This window comes from Myroides sp. TSA_177.3, assembly GCF_052691955.1.
Window position 1 is genome coordinate 226,706 of sequence record NZ_JBQZGD010000001.1, and the last position, 25,709, is coordinate 252,414.

Annotated in this window: 22 protein-coding genes and 3 tRNA genes; 7 read left to right on the forward strand and 18 right to left on the reverse strand. The window is 35.0% G+C overall.

What is annotated here, in order from left to right; all coding sequences use genetic code 11:
• The first annotated feature begins 146 nt into the window (after window positions 1-146).
• Both ACUTSE_RS00935 and ACUTSE_RS00940 read left to right on the forward strand, forming a co-directional pair.
• Entirely contained in the window at window positions 147-764 is a 618-nt protein-coding gene (locus tag ACUTSE_RS00935) for a DUF6088 family protein (RefSeq protein ID WP_445638895.1), read from the forward strand.
• Window positions 754-1,755 carry a nucleotidyl transferase AbiEii/AbiGii toxin family protein gene (locus tag ACUTSE_RS00940; protein WP_445638896.1) on the forward strand — a complete coding sequence of 334 codons (1,002 nt, stop codon included), beginning with the start codon at window positions 754-756 and terminating at the stop codon, window positions 1,753-1,755. Before ACUTSE_RS00935 ends, ACUTSE_RS00940 begins: the two co-directional genes overlap by 11 nt.
• A gap of 37 nt (window positions 1,756-1,792) precedes the next feature.
• On the opposite strand, the gene ACUTSE_RS00945 is transcribed toward ACUTSE_RS00940, so the two are convergent.
• Complete coding sequence (locus ACUTSE_RS00945; protein WP_002989977.1) at window positions 1,793-2,590, reverse strand: DUF2797 domain-containing protein; 798 nt, start codon at window positions 2,588-2,590, stop codon at window positions 1,793-1,795.
• Between the two features lie 108 nt (window positions 2,591-2,698).
• Here ACUTSE_RS00945 and ACUTSE_RS00950 point away from each other — a divergent pair, with 108 nt between their 5' ends.
• Window positions 2,699-4,210 (forward strand): GH3 auxin-responsive promoter family protein, encoded by a 1,512-nt coding sequence (locus ACUTSE_RS00950; RefSeq protein WP_445638897.1) that lies wholly within the window; start codon window positions 2,699-2,701, stop codon window positions 4,208-4,210.
• A gap of 68 nt (window positions 4,211-4,278) precedes the next feature.
• Here the strand turns inward: ACUTSE_RS00950 and ACUTSE_RS00955 are convergent, their stop codons facing one another.
• The 3 genes from ACUTSE_RS00955 to ACUTSE_RS00965 form a co-directional block, all read right to left on the reverse strand.
• Entirely contained in the window at window positions 4,279-4,506 is a 228-nt protein-coding gene (locus ACUTSE_RS00955) for a hypothetical protein (RefSeq protein ID WP_002989980.1), read from the reverse strand.
• Between the two features lie 127 nt (window positions 4,507-4,633).
• Window positions 4,634-6,790: a S46 family peptidase gene (locus tag ACUTSE_RS00960; protein WP_445638898.1), complete on the reverse strand. Its 2,157-nt coding sequence runs from the start codon at window positions 6,788-6,790 to the stop codon at window positions 4,634-4,636.
• A gap of 715 nt (window positions 6,791-7,505) precedes the next feature.
• Window positions 7,506-8,759 carry a 3-deoxy-D-manno-octulosonic acid transferase gene (locus tag ACUTSE_RS00965; RefSeq protein ID WP_445638899.1) on the reverse strand — a complete coding sequence of 418 codons (1,254 nt, stop codon included), beginning with the start codon at window positions 8,757-8,759 and terminating at the stop codon, window positions 7,506-7,508.
• A 165-nt stretch (window positions 8,760-8,924) separates the two neighbouring features.
• Between ACUTSE_RS00965 and ACUTSE_RS00970 the strand changes: the two genes are divergently transcribed.
• The gene (locus ACUTSE_RS00970; protein WP_445638900.1) at window positions 8,925-10,055 is read left to right on the forward strand and encodes a DegT/DnrJ/EryC1/StrS family aminotransferase; all 1,131 of its coding nucleotides are present in this window, start codon (window positions 8,925-8,927) and stop codon (window positions 10,053-10,055) included.
• 48 nt (window positions 10,056-10,103) lie between these two features.
• On the opposite strand, the gene ACUTSE_RS00975 is transcribed toward ACUTSE_RS00970, so the two are convergent.
• The 7 genes from ACUTSE_RS00975 to ACUTSE_RS01005 form a co-directional block, all read right to left on the reverse strand.
• Window positions 10,104-11,285 carry a multidrug effflux MFS transporter gene (locus ACUTSE_RS00975; RefSeq protein WP_445638901.1) on the reverse strand — a complete coding sequence of 394 codons (1,182 nt, stop codon included), beginning with the start codon at window positions 11,283-11,285 and terminating at the stop codon, window positions 10,104-10,106.
• A 71-nt stretch (window positions 11,286-11,356) separates the two neighbouring features.
• Window positions 11,357-12,229, reverse strand: coding sequence for an ACP S-malonyltransferase (gene fabD, locus ACUTSE_RS00980; protein WP_259187779.1), 873 nt, complete (start codon window positions 12,227-12,229; stop codon window positions 11,357-11,359).
• A gap of 104 nt (window positions 12,230-12,333) precedes the next feature.
• Window positions 12,334-14,427, reverse strand: a complete 2,094-nt coding sequence (locus ACUTSE_RS00985) for a peptidylprolyl isomerase (RefSeq protein WP_445638902.1) — start codon at window positions 14,425-14,427, stop codon at window positions 12,334-12,336.
• A 305-nt stretch (window positions 14,428-14,732) separates the two neighbouring features.
• Window positions 14,733-14,933 carry a hypothetical protein gene (locus ACUTSE_RS00990; RefSeq protein ID WP_445638903.1) on the reverse strand — a complete coding sequence of 67 codons (201 nt, stop codon included), beginning with the start codon at window positions 14,931-14,933 and terminating at the stop codon, window positions 14,733-14,735.
• Between the two features lie 4 nt (window positions 14,934-14,937).
• Window positions 14,938-15,498, reverse strand: a complete 561-nt coding sequence (gene lptC / locus ACUTSE_RS00995) for an LPS export ABC transporter periplasmic protein LptC (RefSeq protein WP_115092496.1) — start codon at window positions 15,496-15,498, stop codon at window positions 14,938-14,940.
• 12 nt (window positions 15,499-15,510) lie between these two features.
• On the reverse strand, window positions 15,511-16,776 hold the full coding sequence (locus tag ACUTSE_RS01000; RefSeq protein ID WP_445638904.1) for a hypothetical protein: 1,266 nt from the start codon (window positions 16,774-16,776) through the stop codon (window positions 15,511-15,513).
• Entirely contained in the window at window positions 16,754-17,503 is a 750-nt protein-coding gene (locus tag ACUTSE_RS01005; protein ID WP_445638905.1) for a type III pantothenate kinase, read from the reverse strand. Before ACUTSE_RS01005 ends, ACUTSE_RS01000 begins: the two co-directional genes overlap by 23 nt.
• A gap of 126 nt (window positions 17,504-17,629) precedes the next feature.
• On the opposite strand from ACUTSE_RS01005, the gene ACUTSE_RS01010 reads away from it, so the two are divergent.
• The 3 genes from ACUTSE_RS01010 (at window position 17,630) to ACUTSE_RS01020 (ending at window position 17,907) form a co-directional block, all read left to right on the forward strand.
• Window positions 17,630-17,702, forward strand: a tRNA-Phe gene (locus ACUTSE_RS01010).
• 32 nt (window positions 17,703-17,734) lie between these two features.
• A tRNA-Phe gene (locus ACUTSE_RS01015) sits at window positions 17,735-17,807 on the forward strand.
• A 27-nt stretch (window positions 17,808-17,834) separates the two neighbouring features.
• Window positions 17,835-17,907: transfer RNA gene (locus ACUTSE_RS01020), tRNA-Phe, on the forward strand.
• A 118-nt stretch (window positions 17,908-18,025) separates the two neighbouring features.
• Here ACUTSE_RS01020 and ACUTSE_RS01025 read toward each other — a convergent pair.
• The 7 genes from ACUTSE_RS01025 to purH are packed head-to-tail and all read right to left on the reverse strand — an operon-like array spanning window position 18,026 to window position 25,611.
• Entirely contained in the window at window positions 18,026-18,493 is a 468-nt protein-coding gene (locus ACUTSE_RS01025) for a hypothetical protein (protein ID WP_445638906.1), read from the reverse strand.
• A 40-nt stretch (window positions 18,494-18,533) separates the two neighbouring features.
• Entirely contained in the window at window positions 18,534-19,787 is a 1,254-nt protein-coding gene (rodA, locus tag ACUTSE_RS01030; RefSeq protein ID WP_002990006.1) for a rod shape-determining protein RodA, read from the reverse strand.
• On the reverse strand, window positions 19,787-21,649 hold the full coding sequence (gene mrdA / locus ACUTSE_RS01035) for a penicillin-binding protein 2 (protein ID WP_445638907.1): 1,863 nt from the start codon (window positions 21,647-21,649) through the stop codon (window positions 19,787-19,789). The genes rodA and mrdA overlap by 1 nt, the downstream gene beginning before the upstream one ends.
• The gene (locus tag ACUTSE_RS01040; RefSeq protein ID WP_445638908.1) at window positions 21,646-22,167 is read right to left on the reverse strand and encodes a rod shape-determining protein MreD; all 522 of its coding nucleotides are present in this window, start codon (window positions 22,165-22,167) and stop codon (window positions 21,646-21,648) included. The genes mrdA and ACUTSE_RS01040 overlap by 4 nt, the downstream gene beginning before the upstream one ends.
• Entirely contained in the window at window positions 22,160-22,993 is an 834-nt protein-coding gene (mreC, locus tag ACUTSE_RS01045; RefSeq protein ID WP_115092502.1) for a rod shape-determining protein MreC, read from the reverse strand. The genes ACUTSE_RS01040 and mreC overlap by 8 nt, the downstream gene beginning before the upstream one ends.
• Window positions 22,994-23,001: 8 nt before the next feature.
• Window positions 23,002-24,030 carry a rod shape-determining protein gene (locus ACUTSE_RS01050; protein ID WP_060872609.1) on the reverse strand — a complete coding sequence of 343 codons (1,029 nt, stop codon included), beginning with the start codon at window positions 24,028-24,030 and terminating at the stop codon, window positions 23,002-23,004.
• Between the two features lie 54 nt (window positions 24,031-24,084).
• Complete coding sequence (gene purH, locus ACUTSE_RS01055; protein ID WP_445638909.1) at window positions 24,085-25,611, reverse strand: bifunctional phosphoribosylaminoimidazolecarboxamide formyltransferase/IMP cyclohydrolase; 1,527 nt, start codon at window positions 25,609-25,611, stop codon at window positions 24,085-24,087.
• Between the last annotated feature and the right edge of the window lie 98 nt (window positions 25,612-25,709).

Consider the following 25,709-nt stretch of genomic DNA (forward strand, 5'->3'; position numbering starts at 1 on the left):
AAAAGTGAATAACATAAAAAAGGAAGCTGTACAGCTTCCTTTTTTTATTCAATATCCAGTTGAAATAAGACTTTTTACAATTGTAAATTAAAGAGTATTTTGTCAGAAATTTGTATTATTTTTGTTACAGATTAAAATGTGATTTTATGTCTTATTCAATTCATAATCAAATAGAAAATAAAATTATTAAATCATCGAAACGCACTATTTTTTTTGCAGATGATTTTGTGAAATATGGTACATCTGACAATATTCGTCAGGTGCTTTTTCGTTTGGAAAAAAAACAATGTATTGAGAGACTTGCTGCAGGAATTTATGTAAAACCCAAGCGTGATACAGTACTAGGGAAAATTTATCCAAGTGTTGAAGAAATTGCAAAAGAAGTAGCAAAACGCGATAAAATTAGAATTGCTCCAACTGGAATTATGGCTCAATATTTGTTAGGATTAACTACGCAAATTCCGCTGAAAGCAGTTTACTTAACTGATGGTTCTCCAAGAGAAATTAAAATTGGGAATCGTATACTTCTTTTTAAACGCACAGTGCCTAAAACTTTCGAAATAAAAGATCAATTGCTTTATCTTATTGTTCAAGCTTTTAAAGAAAAAGGACAAGAAGAAGTAACTCTTTTATTTTTGAAGCAAATTACACCTGCTGTATTAAAAGTTGATAGAAAGATGATACAAAGTCAATTGAGATACGCTCCAGTATGGATTCAAAAAGAAATTAATAGACTTTATTATCCCAATGCGTATGTGGATTGACCTAAAAAAAGAACAAAAGAAGAAGGTATTAGAACAAACAGGAAATTTTTATGGTTTACCTATTTTTGCTATAGAAAAGGATTGGTGGGTTACTATTTTATTAAAAGCTATTTTTCAATCGAAATACGCGGAATTTATTTTTTTTAAAGGAGGTACTTCATTGAGTAAAGCGTATCATCTGATTGAGCGTTTTTCGGAGGATATTGATTTAATTCTTGATAAAAGTGTATTGGGCTTTGATGTTGTCAATTCAAAGACAAAAATAAAGCAATTAAGAAAAGCCTCAGGGCATTTCATTATACATGAGTTTAGAGAAGAATTGATTCGTCAATTAGAGTTGCTAGGGATTTCTTCGAGTTCATATGAAATACGATATCAAGCTGAGGTAAATGATATGAGTGATCCTATGGTGTTAGAAGTGTATTACGTATCTGAAATTCCAGAGGTTGTTAGTTATATCCAAAAACGCGTAATCTTAGAAATAGGAGCTCGATCTCTGACAGAACCTGTTGAATCAAAATTAATTTCTTCTTTTATTGATCAGTATTATACTAAACAGATTTTTTCAATAGATCCGTTTAATGTACGTGTTGTTGTTCCGACGCGGACTTTTTTAGAAAAAGTTTTATTGCTACATGAGGAGTTTTTAAAACCAATTGGTGTAATAAGAGTTGAAAGATTAAGTAGACATCTTTATGATTTGGATAAAATCATGCAGTCTAGCTACGGAGAAGAAGCTTTAGTAAATAATGAATTATTTGAATTAATTGTAGCACATCGTAAAATAATGAATCCAATACGGGGTATAGACTATTTGAGCCACAAAAAAGGAAAACTGAGTATTATACCACCTGATGAGGTGTTATCGAATTGGAAATCGGATTATGAATTGATGCAAGAGCATATGATATTAGGGCATAGTTTAGAATGGAAAGATTTGCTTCAAAGAATTAAAACAATAGAAAATCGATTAAATGCTAGATTAGAATAAAAAGAGGTTATCCTAGACTAAGAATAACCTCTTTTTTTTATTCAATATCCAGTTGTACAACATACCCTTCATACGTTCGAATATTAAAAACAGTACCATCTTCAAAGAGTAAATACTGTCCTTTTATTCCTTTTAAAACGCCTTGATAGGTTGGTGTTTTATCTAAGTTTAGACTTTTAATCTTTGTAGGAAATTCTAATACAGGATAATTCAATTCATATAAATCTGCTGTTGTTGTATCAAAGAAAGGCTGTACTTCTACTGGGAGTTTATCCGCTAGAGTATTTCTAATGGCAAGTAAATCCGTTGTAATAGTATCATTTTGCAACATTTTACGCCAATTGGTTTTGTCTGTAAAAAGTCCTTTTAACGCAACTTCCGTTATTCCAGCTAAATAACGATTGGGTACTTCAACAATCGGGATAGCACTTGAGGCGCCTTGGTCAATCCAACGCGTGGGAACTTGTGTCTTTCGAGTAACACCTACTTTCACATCACTAGATGCTGCCAAATAGACAATATGTGGTTGTAATTGAACTTTGCTTTCATAGTCCAAATCGCGATCTGCAATGCCTAAATGAGCGGTACTTAATTCGGGACGCATAATCCAATCACCAACTGCTGGGCTTGCATAAAAACAGTCATAACAAAACCCTTGGCGGAAGATCTTTTTGTGTTGCCCACAATTCAAACATTGATAATCGACAAATGAAATCTTCAGTTGACGATCTAATACTTGATTCAAATTGATGAAGTTATTTTGAAAGACTAAATAGTATTCAATAGGGCTGCTCCATTCCGTTTGCATTTTGTTTAAAACTCCTTCGTATAGCATAAATAAAAGTGTTATTTTTGGGTAAGGAGTAAAAGTACAAAAACAAATTTTATTGTTTAGATTCTCTTTTTACAAGAAAAAGGAGTTTACTTTATTAATAATGTATATATGGCGCTGACAATTGTTAATTCTATTGCTTCATGGATTCTTAAGAAGAGAATTCATCAAATAGATTTATTTCGAAAATACCCCAATGAGGTACAAAATGATGTTTTTTTAGGTTTGATTAAAGCCAATGAAAAAACTTTACTAGGAAAGCAATATGATTATGCTAGTATTAAAAATTATGAAACATTTGCGGAACGTGTGCCCATTTATACCTATGAAGAATTTGAACCCTATATAGAAAGGGCGAGGAGAGGGGAAAACAACATCTTTTGGCCTGAACCGATTCGATGGTTTGCTAAATCAAGTGGTACCACTAATGCAAAGAGTAAATTCATCCCGGTTAGTAATGAAGCACTAGAAAACTGCCATTATAAGGCAGCCAAAGATTTGTTGTGTTTGTATCTCAATAACAATGAAAATTCACAGCTATTTACAGGTAAAGGACTGCGTTTAGGAGGAAGTAAACAGTTGTATGAAGACAACAATACTATTTTTGGTGATTTATCGGCAATCTTGATTGATAATATGCCTTTCTGGGCTGAGTTTAGTAGCACTCCTTCCAATAAAACATCACTGATGGCGGAATGGGAAACCAAGATGAATGCCATTATCAAAGAAGTACAAAATGAAAATGTAACTAGTTTTATGGGAGTACCTTCTTGGATGTTGGTGCTTTTCAATAAAATTATGCAAGAAACAGGCAGAGGAAGCTTATTAGAGCTATGGCCAAATGCAGAAGTATACTTTCATGGCGGGGTGAGTTTTGAACCTTATAAAGAACAATACCAGAAATTGCTGCCCAGTGGTGATTTTAAATACTATGAAATATACAACGCATCAGAAGGATTTTTTGCGATTCAAGATCAAAATGGATGCAATGAACTGTTGTTGATGTTAGATTATGGTATTTTCTATGAATTTATTCCGATGGATACTTTTGGAACAAGTGCACAGCGAATCGTTTCTTTACGCGATGTGGAGTTAGGAAAGAATTATGCCATGTTAATTACAACGAATGCTGGATTGGTGCGCTATCTGATTGGAGATACCGTTCGTTTTACTAGTTTATTGCCCTATCGAATTAAGATTACAGGTAGAACAAAACATCATATCAATGTATTTGGAGAAGAATTAATGGTGGAGAATACAGATCGCGCCTTAGCGAAGGCTTGTTCATTGTTTCAAGTAGAGATTGCTGAATATACTGTAGCACCTATTTTTATGGTAGGCAAAGAAAAAGGAGCGCATGAATGGATGATTGAATTTACCAAAGCACCACAAGATTTAAACAAGTTTGCTGAAGTATTAGATAAATGTATCCAGGAAGTGAATTCTGATTATGAAGCCAAGCGTTATAATAATATGACATTAAATCCTTTGGTCTTGCATCAAGCGCGTCGAGGATTATTTTATGATTGGCTGAAAGGAAGTGATAAATTAGGGGGACAGCACAAAGTACCTCGTTTATCGAATGATAGAAAATTGATAGAAGAATTAATCGCTTTAAATTAAAAAGCGAAATGTATATAAAAAAGAAAAGCCCTCACCTAGTGAGAGCTTTTTTTTATTGCTAGCTAAAATTATTTAGCAACTTCTTCTGTAGCTGGAGCTTCTTCTGTAGCTGGAGCTTCTTCAGTAGCTGGAGCCTCTTCAGTTACAACTTCTTCAGTTACAACTGTCTCAACTGGAGCAGCTACTTCTTCTGTTGTTACTTCTTCTGTTGCAGGTTCTTTTGCAGTATCTTTACAAGAAACAAAAGATACACCCATCATAGCTACTAAAGCAATGCTTAATGCGATTTTTTTCATTTTACTAAAGTTATAAAAGTTAATTATTAATTCGATACAAATATAGAAAATATTTCATTCAACAATTTGTTTTTGTAAAATATTTTTCTATAAAAAAATAATTTATAAATTACTGTAAATCAGTATGTTATTTTTTGTCTTTTTTGGGATTTACCAATTTCATCTCATTTATCAGGTGTTTTGCGTCTGCAAACTTGTCGATAATGAATAAAATATAGCGTGCATCTACCATAATGTTTCTACAGATAGCAGGATCATAATAAATGTCACTCATCGTTCCTTCCCAAACGCGGTCAAAGTTTAACCCAATTAAGTTTCCATGTGCATCAATAGCTGGACTTCCTGAGTTCCCTCCTGTTGTGTGGTTGGTTGCGATGAAGTTTATAGGTAGTTTACCATCTTCTGCATAAGCTCCGTAATCTTTAGCTTGATATAGTTCAACTAATTTTGCTGGTACATCAAACTCATAATCTCCCGGAATATATTTTTCCATGATTCCATCTAAATGAGTAACAGGCTCATAATAAATAGCATCTTTTGGTGCATATCCATCTACTTTACCGTAAGTAACACGTAGTGTACTGTTTGCATCAGGGAAAATTCTAGCATCAGGATAAAGCTCTAATTGCGCTTTCATATAGGTGCGCTGTAATGCTTTAATCTCTAAATCTAAAGCCTCATATTGTGGTAAAATAGCTGTTTGGTAATTTTCAATTAAGCTTTTAGCAAAAACGTAGCCTTTATCAGCCAATAAAGCTGCTTTGACTTGTTTTGCATCTCCACTTAATAGTTCTTTTAACCCTTCATACGAAGTTAATTTACTGTTGGTGTAAATGTCTTTTGTTAAAGAAGCTACATCTGCTTGTTGTAATTCAGGAGCTAAATATGCTTTTGGGGCTTTCTCCTTATATAAGGTTACAATAGCTTTGAATACATCTTGATCTACATCTTTGTTGTAGTTTTTGTAGAAACGCTCTTGTGAACGCAACAAGTTTGCTTTTCTACTTTGGAATTGAGCTTCATTGTTTAATGCGCTTTCAACACCATATACACGCCAAGCTGCTGCTAACAACTCTCCATTGCGTAAGGCTACTTCCATGAAGTAATCTCTACTTAATGAATAAGGAGCAATCTGTTGGTATAATTTTTTAAATTGAGGTAAAATTGCTGTATACTCTTTTGCATTTTTGCTTTTCTTCGCACGTACAATGAAATCTTGTTCGAATGCTTTTTTCGCTGCTACAGCATTACTCTTTTTCAATCCTTGACTTTCTCCAATCCACTTTTTCCAGTAGTTGGCAGTACCTGCATATTTAGAAGCATATTGAATTTTAATTGCTTGGTCATTACGCATGTATTCATCCGTAATTTTCAAAGCAACATCGCGTACTCCAATTTTTGCTGGGTTCAAATCATTGATGATTTGCTCGATAGCATAAGAAGGTAAATATTCTTGCGTTTGACCTGGGTATCCAAATACCATAGTGAAATCATCTTGTGCTACTCCATCTAATGAAATAGGGAAGAAGTGTTTCGGTGTATACGGTACGTTGTCTTTTGAATAGGCTGCTGGACGGTTGTTTTTATCTGCATAAATACGGAACAAAGAAAAATCTCCTGTATGACGTGGCCATACCCAGTTATCTGTGTCAGATCCGAATTTACCGATTGATGAAGGCGGAGCTCCAACTAAACGCACATCTTTAAAGGTTTCTGTAACAAATAAAATGTACTGATTTCCTTCATAGAAAGATTTAATCTTGTTCTCTTGCCAATCCTTTTTCGGGAAGGTAGCAACAGTACGCGAAATGTTCGCGTTGATTTTTTCTTGTTTTTGGGTTTCAGTATCTTTCGCTTTTATTCCATGCATGACTGCACTTGTCACGTCTTCAATACGCACAATGAAAGTAACTTCCAAATTGTCGTTTGGCAATTCTTCTGCTTGTGATTTAGCCCAGAAACCCTCTGCTAAATAATCGTGCTCTACCGAAGAGTGTGCCTGAATTTGACCATATCCACAGTGGTGGTTTGTCAATAGTAATCCTTGAGGAGAAATAACCTCTGATGTACATCCACCATTAAAGTGTGGAACAGCATCTTTCATGCTTGAATTATTCACATCATAAATATCCTGAATGGACATTTTCATTCCTAAGGTCGTCATTTCCTTTTCATTCATTCCCTCAAGCAAAGAAGGAATCCACATACCTCCTTGTTGTGCATAAACAGGAACAATAAGAAGTGCAACGAGCAGTTTAAATGCGTTTTTAAGTCTTAAGTTCATAAAAGTGTTCGTTATTTTTTTATTTCAGGCAAGATACAACTATTCAGGTAATAGGAGCTACAGTTTGCGTACCCATCCACTATTTTAAGTGTATTTTGAGAAAAATAAACACCGTGTTAAATGACGATGTGCCGTTTTATTCGATTTTTAGGAAAGAGTAGTGCGAAAAATAGAACAATAGTTTAGAATTGTTGTTTTTCCTCTAATGATGGAGGTGAAGTGACGATTAGCAGCGATGAACGCTCATTTTCTTACTGTGAGATTTAGCAAAATAAAAGCGATAATTCAACTGTGAAAATAGAAAAGGAAAGAAGGGCTAGGGATGTTAAAAAAAAATAGTTTTCCCAAGGCTTTATAAGATAAGTAAAGGAAGTGAGAGCCTAGGTAAAGATTGAGATCGTTTAAAAAATAAATAATCTTAAGGTGCGAGTTTAATTTAACAAATAGTACTAAAGGTGTTGTGTCAATCAATAATTTGCCTTATATTGCTCGTTCGGTATTCATATAATTTTTATATACCTCTAACTTTCTATAAGTTACCTATAGTGTAATTATTAATTCATATTATAAAAGGTAAGTAAACAAAAGTGTTTACTTACCTTTTTTTCGTTTTATAGGCAAGAGCCAACTTCATTTTTTTTAAGTTATCAACAATTTATTACTACGGTAATAGAATGTGATGTTAATAACTTTTTAATGAGTAAAAAGCTATTTTTTATTGTAACTGATTGAATATGTGATTGTATATCTTGTTGGTTGCATCTTTGTTGCTAAGAATGAAAGTAGAACTGATGTCATTTAATTCACAGCGTAATGCCTCATTTGTTAACAACTCGGTCAGATTGTTAATAAAGTCAGCTTCATTGTTGATAACTATACAACTGCCTAATTGAATTAAGTCTTTGGCTTCTTGAAACTTCTTGTAATTCGGGCCAATTAGAATAGGAACCCCAAAAGTGGCTGCTTCCAAGATGTTGTGAATACCCGCTCCAAAACCACCACCAACATATGCTATTGTAGCATAGCTATACGCTTTAGTTAACAAACTATAGGCGTCAATAATATAGACCTGCGTTTGAGCTAAATCAGTCGCGCCTGGAATATAGTTGGAATGGAGTTGTTTGGGTTTCTCAATGGATTGATAAAGTTGATTGATTTGCTCTGGTTTAATATTGTGTGGAGCGATGACAAATTTGAGGCTGTCATCCTGCGTTTGATTGATGTAATCAACGATGATCTTTTCATCTTGTGGCCATGAACTCCCCACTACAATTGTCTTTTTGGTTTTACCTTGTGTTAGTTCTTCTAAAAAAGCCAAGGTATTGTCGTTTTCTAAAATCTGACTTACCCGATCAAAACGCGTATCACCAACTGCGGTACTATTGTTAAGTTGAATAGAGGCAAGAAGTGCACGTGATTCTTCATTTTGAACAAAGAAATAAGTGAAGGCATGCAAGGCATTTCTGTAAAAACCACCATACCATTTAAAAAATACCTGATTGGGTCTGAAAATACCAGAAACCAAATACGTTTCAATTTGTTGTTTTTTTAGTTGATTGAGGTAATTTGGCCAATATTCATATTTGACAAAAAATACTTTTTCTGGGTGAACGAGTTTCAAAAAGGCTTGGGCATTGCTTTTTGTATCCATAGGAAGATACAAGGTAGCATCAGCGATGGTGTTGTTTTTTTTAACTTCATAGCCTGAAGGAGAAAAGAAGGTTAAAACAATTTTATGTGTTGGAAATTGTTGCTTCAGTTTTTCCATGATCGGTAAACCTTGTTCGTATTCTCCTAAAGAGGCTACGTGAATCCAAAAGACGCGATCACTAGGTTGAATCTGTTGCTTTAAAATAGCAAAAGATGCTTTTCGCCCTTGAACAAATAAGGTAATCTTTTTATTAAATAAGGCAATCAGATGCAAGACTGCAGTGGCGATATGAATAAGTAGATTATAAAGAAATAGCATAGGGAATAGTTTATCTAGCGAAATTACGTTTCTTTTAGTAAAGAAAAGATTTTTGAAGTAAAGAAATTAGTATTTTTGTAGCTGTAAAACATATCGACAGTCAAGTTGTTTGGCTCTAAAATAAGGAGGAGCCAAAGACTTTGAGATACTACTAAATCCAATGTGATGAAACAAATTCAAATGGTTGACTTAAAAAGTCAATATGAAGGAATTAAAGAAGAAGTAAATCAATCTTTCCAAGAAGTTTTAGAATCTTCTGCATTTATCAACGGACCTCAAGTACATACTTTTCAAGCTAATTTAGAAAAGTATTTAGGGGTAAAGCACGTAATTCCATGTGCAAATGGAACTGATGCATTGCAGATTGCTATGATGGGACTAGGGTTACAACCTGGTGATGAGGTAATCACAGCTGATTTTACTTTTGCTGCAACAGTGGAGGTAATTGCTTTATTACAGTTAACTCCTGTTTTAGTGGATGTTTGTCCAAATAGCATGAATATTGATGTAGAAGCGATTAAAAAAGCAATCACTCCTAAAACGAAAGCAATTGTACCAGTACATTTATTTGGAAACGTAGCTAACATGGAGGAAATCATGAAAATTGCTGCTGAGCACAATTTATATGTAATTGAAGATAATGCACAAGGTATTGGAGCAAGCTATGCTTTTTCGGGTGGTAAAAAAGTGAAAACGGGAGGAATTGCTCATGTTGGAGCAACATCGTTCTTTCCATCTAAAAACTTAGGTTGCTATGGTGATGGTGGAGCTATTTTCACAAATGATGACGAATTAGCACATATCATTCGCGGAATTGTTAATCACGGAATGTATGAGCGTTACCACCACGATGTTGTTGGAGTTAACTCTCGTTTAGATAGTTTACAAGCAGCAGTATTAAATGCAAAATTACCGCGTTTAGATCAATACAACAAAGCAAGAAGAGAAGCGGCAGCTCAATATTCTGCAGCTTTAGCGAATCACCCGAATGTAATTACGCCAAAAGTAGAAGGGGATGATGATAGTCATGTATTCCACCAATATACCTTGCGTATCGTGAATGCAGATAGAAATGCATTGATGGCACATTTACAAGGAAAAGGAATTCCTTGCGCAATTTATTACCCAATTCCATTGCACAACCAAAAGGCATATCTAGATCCTCGTTACAAGGAAGAAGATTTCCCAGTGACGAATCAATTGGTGAAAGAGGTATTGTCATTACCGATGCACTCTGAATTAGAGGCAGATCAAATTAAATTTATCACGGACGAGATTAAAGCATTTTTAGGATAGTCTTTGAACCCAATAAAAAAAAGCCTTGAGAAATCAAGGCTTTTTTATTTATGTTTTTTGAGTCAATGTATTGATGAGCAAGGAACATAGGGCGCAAGCCGCTAAGGAGAGTGCTACAACATACATAGAACCATTGTTTAGTGTATTTAATAGGACAGAAGTCAAAAAGGTAAACGCCAATTGAGAAGCCCCAAATAGGGCAGAGGCAATACCAGACTCTGCTTTAAATGGCGATAAAGCCAAAGTGGTTGAAGTAGGAAAAAGCATCCCTAAGGGCAAAACAAAAAAGAATAACGGCACCAATTGGAAATAGATGGAGGCATCTGTCACAATGAACCCAAACAAGACCAAAGCCGAAATTAATTGTATGCTGGTACCTAAGGTTATGATTTGCTTCGGTTCTAAGCGCTTTCTCAAAAAAGAGGAGGTAAGGAATGAACCGACCATTAAACCACAAGAATTCACCATAAAAACGATACTAAAGGCTGTACTGCTCAATCCTCCAACTTTCATTACAAGTACAGGAGAATTAGAAATGTAAAGCATCAAACAACTGAAGGCAATACTTCCAACCAAGGTATAGGTAATGAATGTTTTGTTTTCAAAAAGCCTCAAGTAGTTTTGAATGATGGATTTTACTTCTAAAGAAGGCAAGCGATTAGAAAAGTCTTCTTTTAAAAAGGTAAATGTCATGGCAATACTAAAAAGAGCAAACACCCCCATGGCAGTAAAAATATGAGGCCAATCAAAGTATTTGAGTACAGCATTTCCCAAAATAGGCGCCACAATAGGGGCAACTCCACCAACAAGGGCTAAGATGCTAAATATCTTCAGTGTTTTGTCTTTATCGAATCGCTTATTGACAATAGAACGCGCAATGACAAGTCCTCCGCTACTTCCAAAAGCTTGTAAAAAACGATATGCCCACATCATTTTGATATCAGACACATACAAACAAGCAAAAGAAGTGAGGATGAAAATACTCAATGATAAGATAATGGGCTTTTTAGCTCCATATTTATCTGATATTGGTCCCCAAAACAATTGGCCTACTGCTAAGCCGCCTAAGAAGGTTGATAAAGATATTTGAACATAGCTTACGTCTGTTTGTAGATCAGTAGCTATCTTTGGAAAAGCAGGTAAATACATGTCAATAGCTAATGGACCTAAAGCGGTTAAGCTAGCGAGTGTAAAGATTAATACCCACTCTTGAAGTGATAATTTTTCCACGATTTTTAATGAAATAGAAAATCCTTGACACTTTTGGAATCAAGGATTTTATAAGTATGGTTAGTTGAATTTTAGATATTGAAAGTCTCAGCGTCTTTATCAATTTTTTTGATTAAGCCTGTTAAAACTTTTCCTGGACCTACTTCTGTAAATGAAGTTGCTCCATCTGCAATCATTTGTTGTACCGCTTGTGTCCATTTTACAGGAGCTGTCAATTGTACAATAAGATTATTTTTAATTACTTCTGGGTCACTTACTGCATGAGCAGGTACATTTTGATATACTGGACAAGAAGGTTGGTTGAATGTTGTTGCTTCAATAGCAGCAGCTAATTCTGTTCTAGCTGGTTCCATCATAGGCGAGTGAAATCCTCCACCTACAGGAAGTAATAGTGCTCTTTTTGCACCAGCTTCTTTTAATTTTTCACATGCTTTTTCTACTGCAGTTGTTTCTCCAGAGATAACCAATTGACCTGGGCAGTTGTAGTTTGCTGCAACAACAACACCGTCAATTTCCTTGCATACTTGTTCTACAATAGCATCTTCTAAACCTAATACAGCAGCCATTGTTGAAGGTGCGATTTCGCATGCTTTTTGCATCGCCATAGCTCTTTGGTATACTAATTTTAAAGCATCTTCAAAAGCTAAGGTACCATTGGCAACTAAAGCTGAAAATTCACCTAATGAATGTCCTGCAACCATCTCTGGATTAAAGTTCTCAATTGTTTTTGCTAATATAACAGAATGTAAAAATACAGCAGGTTGTGTAACTTTCGTTTCTTTTAATTGTTCTGCAGTTCCTTCAAACATAATGTCTGTGATATTGAACCCAAGAATGTCGTTTGCTTTGTCGAATAGCTCTTTTGCAATTGCTGAACTTTCGTATAAATCTTTACCCATTCCAGTGAATTGAGCACCTTGACCAGGGAAAACGTATGCTTTCATATGTATCGTGTTAAATATAGAATTCAGGGCAAAAATAAGGTATTTTTCTTAGTTAAACGAAAAGAATAAAAAAGCCATCTAATCGTAGATGGCTTTTGATATGATTATTGGATCATTCCAATTCTGTTGTCTTTAATTTTAGCTTGTTCTTTCAGTGCTTGTAACACTTTAGACGAAGCGCTCATGCGAACTGCATTTTCAGTTCTAGTTTTGTAGTTGTTGTAGTTGTCTAAATCTGGTGCTAAAGCAACGTTTGTTGTTTTTACCATATAAACTCCATTTGCTCCATCAATCAGTTTTGAGTTTTGATTCAAAGCTGTTCCGAAAGCTGTTCCAACTACTAAAGGTTCGTTTCCGATATTTGGAATTAACGGGTTTTGTCTTGATACTTCTGATACAGTTGCGATTGAAGCATTCGTTTGTTTCGAAACTTCTTCTACTGTAGCAGCTGTCATTTTTTGCTTAATTACTTGAGCTTTTTTCTCATTCATTAAGATTGGTTCAACAACTTTTCTAGCTTCTTCAATTGGCAATAAACCAGTGTTGTTTGTTGAAGCTAAAGTAGCGATGATATAACCATCAGGAATGTCAAAACGTTTTACGTCTCCATCTTTAGTTTCTTTGTTAAATGCCCAAGAAACGATTTCACTTCTTGCTCCAACTGCTTGTAAGTACTCATCAAAAGGACGAACTGTTACATTTTGTTGAACAACTGCATTTACTTTTTCTGCTTCTGCTACTAAGTTTCCTGAAGTTGCAGCAGATTCAATATTTGTTGCTTTTGCGAATACTTCGTCAGCTGTTGCTTCTGAAGCTTCTACTTTTCTAGCCAATGTAGCAATTTGTACACCTTCTGATTTTCCTAATACTTGAATTACGTGGAATCCATAGTCTGTTTCAACTACTCCAATTTTACCTGAAGGGTTATTGAAAATGAAATCTTCGAAAGGTTTAACCATTTGCCCTTTAGCGATATCTTCGTATTTACCACCATTTGCTTTTGATCCTGTATCTTCTGATTCAGCTTTAGCTAATTCAGCAAAGTTCGCTGCAGTAGCTTTTTTCAAGATTTCATCTGCTTTTGCTTTTGCTTCTTCTTTCGTTCTAGTAGCAGCACTTTGTGGTGCACCAGCATACGAAATTAAGATGTGAGCAGCATTTGCTTTTGCCCCAGCTTTTTTACCTACCATACGAGAAATACAGTAATGGTCATTGAATAAATACGGACCAAATACTTCTCCTGTAGGTAAGTTGTATAATTGTTCTTGGAATTCTAATGGTAAATCTTTTTTAGCATAATAAACGCTATCAAATTTTACATCTGAATTTGCATTGATAAAAGCAACTAAGTCTTTTGTTGCTTTAAAACCTGCAATTGTATCGTTCTTTTTAGTCTCAGCATTGTATTGAACTGTTGGCTTTAAGAAAGCTTCAACTGTTTCTTTTACATCTTCTTTGTCTTTTTCAGAAGGTGTGCTCTCAACATAAGCATAAGTTAACTCACGTGTAGGTTCAGATTTGAATCTATTTTCGTGTTTTTTCATATAACCTGTAATTTCTGAATCACTTACTTTCGCTTGATCATCATTGATTGTGCTATATGGAACAGTTACATAGTCAAAAGTTACTTTGCTATTTTCACCATGGTAAGCATATTTAGCTTCTGTTTGTGTTGTGTATACTCCTCCTTTTACTAAGGCATTGTACATTTGCTGTAAACCAAACTTTTCCAATTCAACCTCATAGTTTAACCAAGCTTGCCATTGTTCTGGACCAGCTTGTTTCATTGCCATAACCCAAGCATTGAACTTAGCCATGTCGAATTGTCCTAATTGATTTTGGAATTCAGGACTATTAGCAAACATAGGGTTGGTTTTCACTACGTTGATTAATTGATCCTTTCCAATTTGTAAACCTAATTTTTCGAACTCCGTTTTTAGCAGTATATTATTCACTTCGGTATTCCAAACCATTTGATAGGCTTGATTTCTACTCATTTGATTCCCTTGCTCCGCTTGGGAAACTTTCTGTTGAAAAATCTGCGTATTGATATCTTCACCATTTACGCTTCCAATATTTCTTGAAGAACCAGCACCTCCGCTTCTAACTACGTCTCCAATAACGAATGCTAATAAAGCAATACCAATTACTGCAATTAACAGCGCCGACTTTTGTCTAATTTTTGATAAAACTGCCATGTTTTTTTATTATGTGTAATTTTTTTCAGAGAGCGAAAATACAATTATCTCTTTAATAATAAAAGGGGTAAACCTATTATTTTGAAGAAAGAATGTGTTTCTTGCTGTTTTTTAATGTTAAAAAACAGAATTTTTTACTTAAAGCTTGATTCAAGATGGGAAAAATGGTGAGAAAAAGGGGGATGGACTAAAAATGAAAAAAAGAAGAAAGTAGGGAAATGTAAGAAAAAGGGAGCTTTATAAGATAAAAAAAACCGTAAAGCTTGGTTTTAAACTTTACGGTTTTAGGTATATTTTCTTGACGGTTATTTTTTATTGTAATGGTCCACCATTCTTTTGCTGTATTTTCTTCTGAAGAAGAACATAAAAATAGCTAGACCTGCAACAAGAAAGCTTGTCCAATAATTTGAAAAGGGTTCACCTGCTATGATTTTAGTTGCCCCATCATAGATGAATAGAATGGCAACAAATAAATATAGAAAAGGTATAAGTTGTAGTGCTTTCATAGGTTTAGTTTTCTTCTTTTTTAATACTTTCTGCGTAGCTATTTCTAGCTTTAATAATGTTTAGCTTTCCATCGAAGTCGACACCTACGCCTTGAGTGAAGTTTTCTTTGTCTGTGGAAGCTTTGTATTTACCATTGGTGTAAAACCAATCTAATCTTTGGTTGTAGTACAACTGATCGGATTCTAATTTCTTATTATCATGTGTTGTAATCACCACATTGCCTCTTAAATCAATAAGCTCCGTTGCGGTGTACTGAATAGCATAATCGGCTACAACGGTGTTTTTATTGTTGTTGTTATCGAAAAACGTCAGGTTAATTCCTTCTGGAAATTCGGTAAACTTGTATTTTACAGTGGAGTAATCAAGCATTTTTTCGCTAACTAAAATCGCTTTGACTCTTCCGGAATCAATGTATTGACCTCGCATTTTTTCTGCTATTCCAGCTGGATAAAATGGAGCTTTGTCGTGTATTTTTTGAATATCTCTAAACTTACTCTCGCAAGAAACAAAGCTGATGCTACCGAGTAATAAAGAAATAAAAAGTGTTTTTTTAGTTAACAACATGGATAAGTTGTATTAATCAAATTTACGTTTTAAGAACCAGAAATCGTTTAAAGATAAACCGATAGAAAGGTTAAAGTAGTTTTCTTTAACTAATCCACTGTTTTTTGTTCCTTTATTTCCATACTCTAGCCCGATATTCACATTAGACAAAGAACGCCCAAATAGCGGGAATCCTGCACCAAGCGAAAAGGCATAATCGTTGATTGATTCATTTTTCAATACTAAACCTGTGTTCTCATAACGGAATCCAGCACGGTATACAACGCGATCAAAATAGCTTGTGAAAGAATTGTATTTAGGAATATAAAAACCTCCAACAGCATAGCGTTTGGTATCTTCATAACCTGCATATTGAGCCGTACTCCAGCTTGATGCTAATTTACTGTTTTCAATATACGTGAATTGTCCAGAAACAAACCATTTCAAATCTTTCCCGATACCAGCTCCAATTGCTAATTCTTGTGGTTTCGTTAATTTCGTACTTCCATTAAAAATTTCTTTAGAATCAACAATACCACCATTTACATTGATAATTCTCAAGTTCGTTACATTGTCCGCTGTTAACTTCGTTTCAGGACTGTACGTAAGATTGGCTTTCCAATCATACCCTTTGTATTTTCCTTCATATTGAAGAGCAGCGCGAATCTCATATCCTTTGTAATCAATTCGTCTTTTTTCATTTGTACTATTAAGCAAACCAAATCCATCTCCAGCATCTAACAATGCTATGGTATTTGTATTATCCGTGTTACCAAAGAAATAACTAGCTTGAATACCAACTTGAAAGTTTTTGTTGATTTCATATCCTGTACCCAAGAATACACGGTTAATTCCTCCAGTTCCCTCCAGTTGATTGAATTCTTTTTGGTTTAATTCATTCATTTGTTCTCTTTCGATTTTATAACCAACAGAAGAATAAGGCTGAAGTCCAAAAATAACCCCTGACTTTTTAGAAATAGGTAACCCTACAACGAAATAGTCAATTGTTTGACGTTTTATGTTGTCATTGCTGTTATCTGATTTGAAATTATAGAACTTAGAGGTAGATCCAACAGTGAATGTAGTAGCCTGTAATTTGCTAATAGCAGCAGGGTTCAATAAGTTTAGGTGCAAACTATCTGAATAGACACTAGTACCTCCCATAGCTTTATATTCATTTGTACCATTGTAACCTAAGTCTCCAATTCCGTAATACGAATAAGGAGATGCAGTTCCTTGCTGAGCGAAAGCTTGAGCGGATAAAATAAGGCTAAAGCTAAGAATGATTCTTTTTATCATTTTCAATTATGTATTGATATATATGGTTCAGACTTTCAGAAAGAAAGTTTGGATTAGCAAATATTATATTTTTTAATCTTTTAGCCAAAAAAACTGTATCCCCACCCGTTAAAATTATTGTTAAATCAGAATAATCTTTTTTATAATGGTCGATAATATTGTCTATTTCTGCAACAATTCCGTTGATAACCCCCGATTGGATGGATTCATTTGTATTTTTTCCAATAAAATAATTAATGTCTTCCGTTTGTAAATAGGGGAGTTTTGCAGTGTAATCGTTCAATGCTTTATAACGCAATTGTAAACCAGGAGATATAGCGCCACCTAAATACTCATTTTCAGTATTGACAAAGTCGTAGGTAATACAAGTTCCTGCATCGATGATTAAACGGGCAGTGTTGGGATAAACAATAGTAGATCCAGCAGCGACTACTAGTCGATCGATCCCCAAGGTATGAGGAGTTTGATATTTATTCGCTACAGGAAGGGGAGTCGTATGGCTGATTTGAATGAAATCAGTATGGGTTTGAAGCCAATTTAGCAGGTCAGAATCCAAATGAACGACGCTTGCGAGTATAATTTTCGGCTTTGTTTTATTTTTTTTTAAAAAAAATAAAAGTTCTTCTTGTAAATTTTTTGTTGAAAGATATTCGGTTTTCAAAAGGCTATTGTTTTCAAACATAGCGAGTTTGGTTCTGGTGTTTCCGATATCAAGGGTATAGATCATGTTTCTATTGCTTAGTTTAACAAAGATAAATAAAGAAAAATTGCTAGAGAAGTTTTGGAAGAATAAAAAAGTATTATATATTTGCAACCGCTTAAGAGAACAAAAGTTCACTACTAAAAGCCAATTGGTGCCTTAGCTCAGTTGGTAGAGCAAAGGACTGAAAATCCTTGTGTCCCTGGTTCGATTCCTGGAGGCACCACAAATTAGCTTTTAGTAACTTAGTTTAAAACTGGTGCCTTAGCTCAGTTGGTAGAGCAAAGGACTGAAAATCCTTGTGTCCCTGGTTCGATTCCTGGAGGCACCACAAATTTTAAACTATTGATAAGCAACTGGTGCCTTAGCTCAGTTGGTAGAGCAAAGGACTGAAAATCCTTGTGTCCCTGGTTCGATTCCTGGAGGCACCACACCAGAAAAAAACCGATAACGAAAGTTGTCGGTTTTTTTGTTTTTATAAACGTTTACAGTTGACAGTTGACTGTAAACTGTAAACAAAAAAAGCGAAACCTAAGTTTCGCTTTTTTCTTATTTTGTTAATGTTTCGTATTTGTATTCTTCTGCTTTAATGTCAAATTCCAAATTGGCAATTTGCGTTTGGTATTTATGCAGTTTCGTTTTGATTTTTAATTCTTGAACGGGAGCAATTTTACCTAAAGCCATATCGCGATTAAACGTGTCATTCTCTTTTTTGTACTTCGCTTTTGTCTTGTTTAGCTTCTCTGTTGCTTTTTGGATTTTCTTTTGGGTTTTAGCAATCTCTTTTTGCTTTTTAAGCTCTGCTTTGCGCTCACGCTCAATCTGCTTTTGTTCTTGCTCAAATGCCTTTAATTCTTCTGTACTCATCGTTGGAGCTTCTTCGACAACGCTTTCTACAACCTCCACAACGGGAACTTCAGGTAAAATTGTTGTAGACTCTTCTTTTTGTACTTCTTGTGCTTGCATAGCGGTTGAGCCAAGTAGCATCATACCACCGATTAAAAACGTTTTTTTCATTTTTCTTTTTCTCTATTTTGATTCTATTGTTGTTCGAATTTTACCATTCATTGATTCTATTGGCATCCAATTTCAAAAAGATGAATAGTAGTAATGTAAAAGCAATTAAACTCGATCCTCCATAGGAGAAAAAGGGAAGTGGTACTCCGATAGTAGGGAATAATCCCACTAACATGGTAATATTAAAGGCAAAGTGAATGAATAAAAAACTCACGACACAATACCCGTAGACTCTATTAAATCGCTTCTTTTGTTTTTCTGCTAGATAAATCAAGCGGAAAAATAAACAAAGGAATAAGACGATAATCGTACTAGAACCAACGAATCCCCATTCTTCTCCAACCGTAGTAAATATATAATCAGTATGTTGTTCTGGTACAAAGCCTCCCTTAGTTTGGGTACCTTGTAAAAAACCAGTGCCATACCAACCACCTGAACCAATTGCAATTTTCGATTGATTGAGGTTATATCCTTCGGCTTGAAGATCTACATTTTCACCGAGTAAAACGTTTATCCTATCTTTTTGATGGGGTTCAAGTACATTGTCGTACACGTAATCAACAGATAGAACAAAGCCGCACATTACGGTGGCTAAAATAAGATAAATAAAGGGGTTTCTATTGATGTTTTTGTTAAAGTAGTAGTGTAATAGTGTTAATAATACAATGGATGTGATGATTAGGGAAGGTTTTACTATCAATGCTGCAACAAAGAGTGCTATTGTAATAAAAGCAGACCATAAATACCAAGAAGGTAATCCTTCGCGAAATAATACAAAGATTAATGCAGCGAATAACATGGCACTTCCTGTATCGTGTTTTAAGATTAATAAGGTTGGTATACCAATGATCATAAAAACGGTTACCTGCTCTTTAAGCGTCTTTAAAGTACCTTGGTTGTCCGAAAAGTACTTGGCCAATAAGAGAGCCGTGGTTGTTTTTACAAATTCGGAGGGTTGAACCCCTAATCCACCAATCTGATACCAGTTGGTTTGACCTTTTACCGATTTACCAAAGACAAATAGACCAAGAATAGAGAGAATACCAATAATATAAAAGATTAGGGCATACTTCTCATAGAACTTGGTATCTAGAGCAAGGATGAGGATAATTAAAGGAATGCACGTCAAAATAAAGACCAATTGCCTGCCGTAAATCTGACTAAAATCAAAAATACTGGCTTCTTCACTAGGCAGTGAGGTAGAGTAAATATTTACCCATCCCGCTACAACCAGTAAGAGATATAACATAATAGTTATCCAATCGATATGCTTTTGTACGCTTCCGCTTCTCATTATTTTTTCTGCTTATCCACTAAGTTGTATAGTTGTAAAACTTTGTTGTATTCACTTTCTAAACTTCCTTCTAACATTCGTTTTTCTAAATCAGGACGAACAATTTCTGGAAGTAGATATTTTTGTAGCATTAGACTCGTAATAGGTGCAGCCCATCGTGCTCCCCAAACTCCATTTTCAATAAAAACGGCAATAACAATCTTAGGATCATCTACGGGTGCAAAAGCAACGAATACAGAGTGATCTGCCAATTGATAACGCTTTCCATTGATACGTGTAAAGTTTTCTACTGTTCCTGTTTTTCCAGCCATCTCTAGCTGTGGAACCGCAACACTACGCCCAGTACCAATGTGAAACACTTGATTCATCCCTTGGATGATTGGCTCAAAGTGTTTCGGATCAATCGTAGTGACTTGTTTGGTAACAAACTTTTTGTCAATATTGTGATCTTCAATGTTTTTGATGATATGAGGGGTGTAATAATATCCGCGATTAGCTACGGCTGCTGCCATATTAGCTAATTGCATTGGAGTCATGATCACCTCACCTTGTCCAATTGCGTTGGAAATTGTCGTGGTACTTTTCCATCCTTTGTTGGGGTACCAACGATCGTAATATTCCGAATTGGGAATATGACCTTTTCGACCTTCAGGTAAATCATACCCTAAAAACTGCCCTAGACCAAAGCTTTCTAAGTGCTTGCTCCAGCGGTCAATTCCTTCTGCTGGGGATTTATATTTCTCAATAATCTTTTTGTACGTCTGTGCAAAGTAGGTATTACAAGATAAAGCAATCGCATGTCTTAAATTCCATGTTCCAGAATCGTGGCATCCCATCCAGGCGCCTCGCCCATAATAAAATCCTCTGTTACATGAAAAAGCAGAGTGTTCTGTGATAACTCCTTCTTGTAAACCAATTAATCCTGTTAGGATTTTAAAAGGTGAACCTGGAGAATACTCTCCCGATAATACGCGATTATATAAAGGTTTCGCTAAAGAGTCATTGTATAATTTGGTGTAATTTTTAGAGCGTTCTCTTCCGACCAATAGGGAAGGATCATACGAAGGGGCATTAATCAGAGCAAGAATTTCGCCTGTTTTTGGTTCAATCGCTACAATTCCACCTCGTTTATTTTTCATTAAGAGCTCACCATAAGCTTGCAAATCATAGTCAATCGTCAAGGTGATATCACTTCCTTTGATAGAAATGGTATCATAAACCCCATCTTTAAAAGAGCCAATCTCGCGATTGAAACGATCGCGTTGGATGTATTTCACGCCTTTAGTACCGCGAAGAATATCTTCATATTGTTGTTCCACTCCTTGAATACCGATTAAATCTCCAGATCTATAGTAAGGGTTTCTCTTGATGTTATCTTCATTAACCTGGCGAATGTAACCAAAGACATTGGCTCCTGCATTGACTTGGTAGTCACGCAAGGAACGTTTTTGTACATAAAATCCATTGAAATGGCGAATTTTTTCTTGAAAAGCAGCATATTCCGCTTTGCTCAACTGCGCTAAAAAGACAGAGGGAAGACGAGGGCTATAAACCGTCGCTTTTTGTAGTTTAGTTTTGAAATCATCGAGGGTTACATCGAGTAATTTACACAAAGCTAAAGTGTCGATATCTTTTACCTCTCTAGGTATAACCATGATGTCATACGAAGGTTGATTCGCGACCAATAATTTTTTATTTCGATCGAATATATATCCACGTTCAGGATATTCATAAACGATTTTTAAGGCATTATTCTCTGATTTTTTGATATAGGTATCATCTACGACTTGTAAATAGAACAGTCGAATAAGAATGGTTATAGTTACTGCAACTATGATAATAGGAAGTAATAACTTTCTCATCGTTTAGATGGTTTGATCAGATAGAGGATTAATATACAGCTAATTAATGTTGCTACTGTGGTAAGTAAAGTTCGCAATAAGATTTCCAATATAAAATTAAAACGCAGGAATTCCAGTGCAAATAGTACAACGTGGTGAATTATTACCGTAATAATTAAATAACCCATTACCTCCATAGAGGAAAATAAATCCTTCGTTACTTTCTTAAAGATATTGAGGTTGTGGTATTGGTAACTAATACCAAATGAAAATTTCAATACTAAGGGTCTACTAAAAGCGAGTATCAAGGAAGCTGCAGCATGTACACCTCCTGAGTTCTCGAACATGTCTATGGTTAATCCTAAAAGAAAGCTGGAAACGTAAAAGAGCGCTTTGTTGCCATCAGTTGGATAAAGTACAATAAAAAGTATATACGGAAATGGATTTATAAAAGAAAATAAATCCAAGTTGTTAAATACTAATACCTGTGCGATTAGCAAGATAACAAAACGCGTAATATTGGAAATAGCACTATTCATTGCGTGTAGCTTCTTCTAGTTCAATAATTTCTTTAATGTCGTTATTTTTAATCACATATACATACCCTAAGTTTGTCATGTCATTAAAAAGTTTGACTTCAATGGTAAAGTAATTCGAGCTTTCTGTAGTATACGCTTTTTCGATTGTACCAATGGGAATATTTTCAGGGAAAATATCCGAAATACCTCCTGTGACAATCGTGTCGCCTTGGAAGAGTTCTGCTAAGCGGGGAATGTCATTTAATTGAACATACCCTGTGCTTTTACCATCCCATTGTAAAGTACCAAAGTGATTTGATCCCTTAATCTTGGCATTGATTTTAGATTTCGCGTTTAAGATACTCTGTACGGTAGAATACTTTGTGGATGACTTTTGAATAATCCCTACAATTCCGTTGCTATTGATTACTCCTAAATCTTTTGTAATACCCTCTCGTTCTCCACCTTTAATCGTTAAGTAATTTTCCTTGGTATTAAATTCATTTTTAATCACCTTGGCAACGATAACGTTGTATATATCTTCTTGAGTTGTAAGAAGAGGTAATTCAATAGGGACAGAGTCTGTTACAACAGCACTATTAAAAGCCTGTTTTTTCAGTAGAGCATTTTCCAGAACTAAAGCGTCATTTTCAGTCTTAAGACGCATGTATTCCTTTAAATTATTTACATTTTCATAGACGTAACCTGTCACACCATTTGCCGAACTAATAAATGAACTCTTGTGAAACGTATGAGTTCGGAGTACTAGGGCAAATGATATAACTAAAAGCAGCAAAAACAGTAACTTAGTACTGTTTTTTATAAAGAAATTAATTATTTGCTGCATGGGTTAGTTTATTTTATCAATACACTTTTGTATTTGTCAATATTTTTGATGGCAAGGCCCGTTCCACGTACAACTGCACGCAATGGATCCTCAGCAATATAAACAGGTAAATCCGTTTTTTGAGAGATTCTCTTGTCTAATCCTCTCAACATAGATCCTCCACCAGCAAGGTAGATTCCTGTATTATAAATATCAGCTGCTAATTCTGGAGGCGTTTGAGATAACGTTTCCATTACAGCATCTTCGATACGTTGTATTGATTTATCTAATGCTTTTGCTATTTCACGGTAAGAAACAGTTACTTGTTTTGGTTTCCCTGTTAACAAGTCACGTCCTTGAACTAGCATGTCCTCTGGAGCAGTTTCCAAATCTTCAGTTGCAGCTCCTGTTTGAATTTTAATTTTTTCTGCTGTACTCTCTCCAACAAATAAGTTGTGTTGTGTACGCATATAGTAAATGATGTCATTCGTGAATACGTCACCTGCAATTTTTACAGATTTATCACATACAATACCTCCAAGAGCAATAACAGCAATTTCTGTTGTTCCTCCTCCGATATCAACAATCATATTTCCTTTTGGTTGCATGATGTCTACTCCAATACCAATAGCAGCAGACATAGGTTCATGTATTAAATAAACCTCTTTACCATTCACACGCTCACAAGATTCTTTTACTGCACGCATTTCTACTTCAGTAATTCCTGAAGGAATACATACAACCATGCGCAAGGCCGGTGTAAACATTTTTTTTCTTAGAGCAGGTATGCTTTTGATAAAGAGGCTTATCATTTTTTCTGATGCGTCAAAATCAGCAATAACTCCGTCTTTTAAAGGGCGTATTGTTTTGATGTTACCATGAGTTTTCCCTTGCATCAAACTCGCTTCTTTTCCAACGGCTATAATTTTTCCCGTTGTCCTATCTCTAGCAACGATTGATGGATTGTCAACGACAACTTTTCCATCGTGAATGATAAGGGTATTCGCAGTTCCTAAATCGATTGCGATATCTTCCGTCATGAAATCAAAAAATCCCATAGATATAAAAGGCTTTTAGAGTTAATATTTATGTTGTTCTACAAAATTAGTAAATTAATGTTTAAAATGACGAATTCCCGTGAAAACCATTGCGATTTTATTTTCATCACAGTAAGTAACACTTAAATCATCTTTAATTGAGCCACCTGGTTGAATAACTGCCGTGATTCCAGCATTTCCAGCAATCTCAACACAGTCAGGGAAAGGGAAAAATGCATCACTTGCCATTACAGCTCCTTGTAGGTTGAACTCGAATGAGTTAGCTTTTTCAATTGCTTGACGTAAAGCATCTACTCTTGAAGTTTGTCCTGTTCCTGAAGCACAAAGCTGACCGTCTTTTACCAAAACAATAGTATTTGATTTGGTGTGTTTACAGATTTTAGAAGCAAATAATAAATCAACTACTTCTTGATCTGAAGGTGCTACTTTAGTAACGGTTGTCAAGTGGCCTTTATTGTCAGTTACATTATCTTTATCTTGAACTAAAATACCATTCAAACAAGTACGTACGTGTTTTTTAGGTAATTCAATTTCATTTAAAACCAAGATAATTCTATTTTTCTTCTCTTTTAAGATTTCAATTGCAGCTTCTTCGTAAGCTGGTGCAATCACAACCTCGCAGAATAATTGGTTGATTTCTTGTGCTGTTGCAACATCAATTGTTCCATTCGCAATTAAAACACCTCCAAAAGCAGAAGTAGGATCTCCAGCTAGAGCATCTACATACGCTTCTTTCATTGTGTTTCTTTGCGCTACACCACAAGCATTGTTATGTTTCAAAATAGCAAATGTTGGTTGCTCTCCTTTGAATTCATTCATTAAGTTTACCGCAGCATCAACATCTAATAAGTTGTTGTAAGACAATTCTTTTCCGTGCAATTTTTTAAATAATTGATCGAAGTCACCAAAGAAGTGTCCTTTTTGGTGTGGGTTTTCTCCATAACGCAATTCAATCCCCTCTGCATGGCTGATTTTTAATGTATCATCCGCTTCATTGAAGTAGTTGAAGATTGCTCCATCGTAATGTGAAGAAACGTGGAATGCCTTAGTTGCTAGTAAACGTCTTTGTGCTAATGTTGTTGAACCATTATGCTCAATCAACATCTGTAAAAATAAATCGTATTCATTTACTGAAGGTACGATAACCGTATCTTTGAAGTTTTTAGCAGCTGCGCGGATTAATGAAATACCACCGATATCAATTTTTTCAATGATATCTGCTTCATTCGCTCCAGAAGCAACTGTTTTTTCGAATGGATATAAATCTACAATGACTACATCGATTTGAGGAATTTCAAATTCTTTCATTTGTTGAATATCTCCCTCGTGATCTTGTCTGTTTAAGATTCCACCGAAAATTTTTGGGTGTAAAGTTTTTACTCGGCCTCCTAAGATAGAAGGATAAGAAGTAATATCTTCAACAGGTACAACAGGAATACCTAAATCTTTAATAAAAGTTTCTGTACCACCAGTAGAATAGATAGTTACTTCGTTTTTGTGTAGTTCTCTTACAATAGGTTCTAATCCGTCTTTGCTAAAAACAGAAATTAAGGCCGATTGAATCTTTTTAGTTGTGTTCATTGTGTGTTATTAATTAAACGGCAAAAATAACTAATGTCTAGGTATTTATAAAGTTAATATAGAAGTTTTTATTTTAATTTTAAGAGGCGTAAATTGTC

Bases quoted from the DNA above. Each gene is read 5' to 3' on its own strand.
- mreC (WP_115092502.1), bottom strand. From the start codon at position 22,993: ATGCAGCAAATAATTAATTTCTTTATAAAAAACAGTACTAAGTTACTG.
- ACUTSE_RS01050 (WP_060872609.1), bottom strand. From the start codon at position 24,030: ATGGGATTTTTTGATTTCATGACGGAAGATATCGCAATCGATTTAGGA.
- ACUTSE_RS01000 (WP_445638904.1), bottom strand. From the start codon at position 16,776: ATGATAAAAAGAATCATTCTTAGCTTTAGCCTTATTTTATCCGCTCAA.
- ACUTSE_RS00990 (WP_445638903.1), bottom strand. From the start codon at position 14,933: ATGAAAGCACTACAACTTATACCTTTTCTATATTTATTTGTTGCCATT.
- ACUTSE_RS01025 (WP_445638906.1), bottom strand. From the start codon at position 18,493: ATGAAAAAAACGTTTTTAATCGGTGGTATGATGCTACTTGGCTCAACC.
- ACUTSE_RS00985 (WP_445638902.1), bottom strand. From the start codon at position 14,427: ATGGCAGTTTTATCAAAAATTAGACAAAAGTCGGCGCTGTTAATTGCA.
- mrdA (WP_445638907.1), bottom strand. From the start codon at position 21,649: ATGAGAAAGTTATTACTTCCTATTATCATAGTTGCAGTAACTATAACC.
- purH (WP_445638909.1), bottom strand. From the start codon at position 25,611: ATGAACACAACTAAAAAGATTCAATCGGCCTTAATTTCTGTTTTTAGC.
- ACUTSE_RS00945 (WP_002989977.1), bottom strand. From the start codon at position 2,590: ATGCTATACGAAGGAGTTTTAAACAAAATGCAAACGGAATGGAGCAGC.
- fabD (WP_259187779.1), bottom strand. From the start codon at position 12,229: ATGAAAGCATACGTTTTCCCTGGTCAAGGTGCTCAATTCACTGGAATG.
- ACUTSE_RS00960 (WP_445638898.1), bottom strand. From the start codon at position 6,790: ATGAACTTAAGACTTAAAAACGCATTTAAACTGCTCGTTGCACTTCTT.
- ACUTSE_RS00950 (WP_445638897.1), top strand. From the start codon at position 2,699: ATGGCGCTGACAATTGTTAATTCTATTGCTTCATGGATTCTTAAGAAG.
- rodA (WP_002990006.1), bottom strand. From the start codon at position 19,787: ATGAGAAGCGGAAGCGTACAAAAGCATATCGATTGGATAACTATTATG.
- lptC (WP_115092496.1), bottom strand. From the start codon at position 15,498: ATGTTGTTAACTAAAAAAACACTTTTTATTTCTTTATTACTCGGTAGC.
- ACUTSE_RS00955 (WP_002989980.1), bottom strand. From the start codon at position 4,506: ATGAAAAAAATCGCATTAAGCATTGCTTTAGTAGCTATGATGGGTGTA.
- ACUTSE_RS01005 (WP_445638905.1), bottom strand. From the start codon at position 17,503: ATGATCTATACCCTTGATATCGGAAACACCAGAACCAAACTCGCTATG.
- ACUTSE_RS00935 (WP_445638895.1), top strand. From the start codon at position 147: ATGTCTTATTCAATTCATAATCAAATAGAAAATAAAATTATTAAATCA.
- ACUTSE_RS00970 (WP_445638900.1), top strand. From the start codon at position 8,925: ATGAAACAAATTCAAATGGTTGACTTAAAAAGTCAATATGAAGGAATT.
- ACUTSE_RS01040 (WP_445638908.1), bottom strand. From the start codon at position 22,167: ATGAATAGTGCTATTTCCAATATTACGCGTTTTGTTATCTTGCTAATC.
- ACUTSE_RS00965 (WP_445638899.1), bottom strand. From the start codon at position 8,759: ATGCTATTTCTTTATAATCTACTTATTCATATCGCCACTGCAGTCTTG.
- ACUTSE_RS00940 (WP_445638896.1), top strand. From the start codon at position 754: ATGTGGATTGACCTAAAAAAAGAACAAAAGAAGAAGGTATTAGAACAA.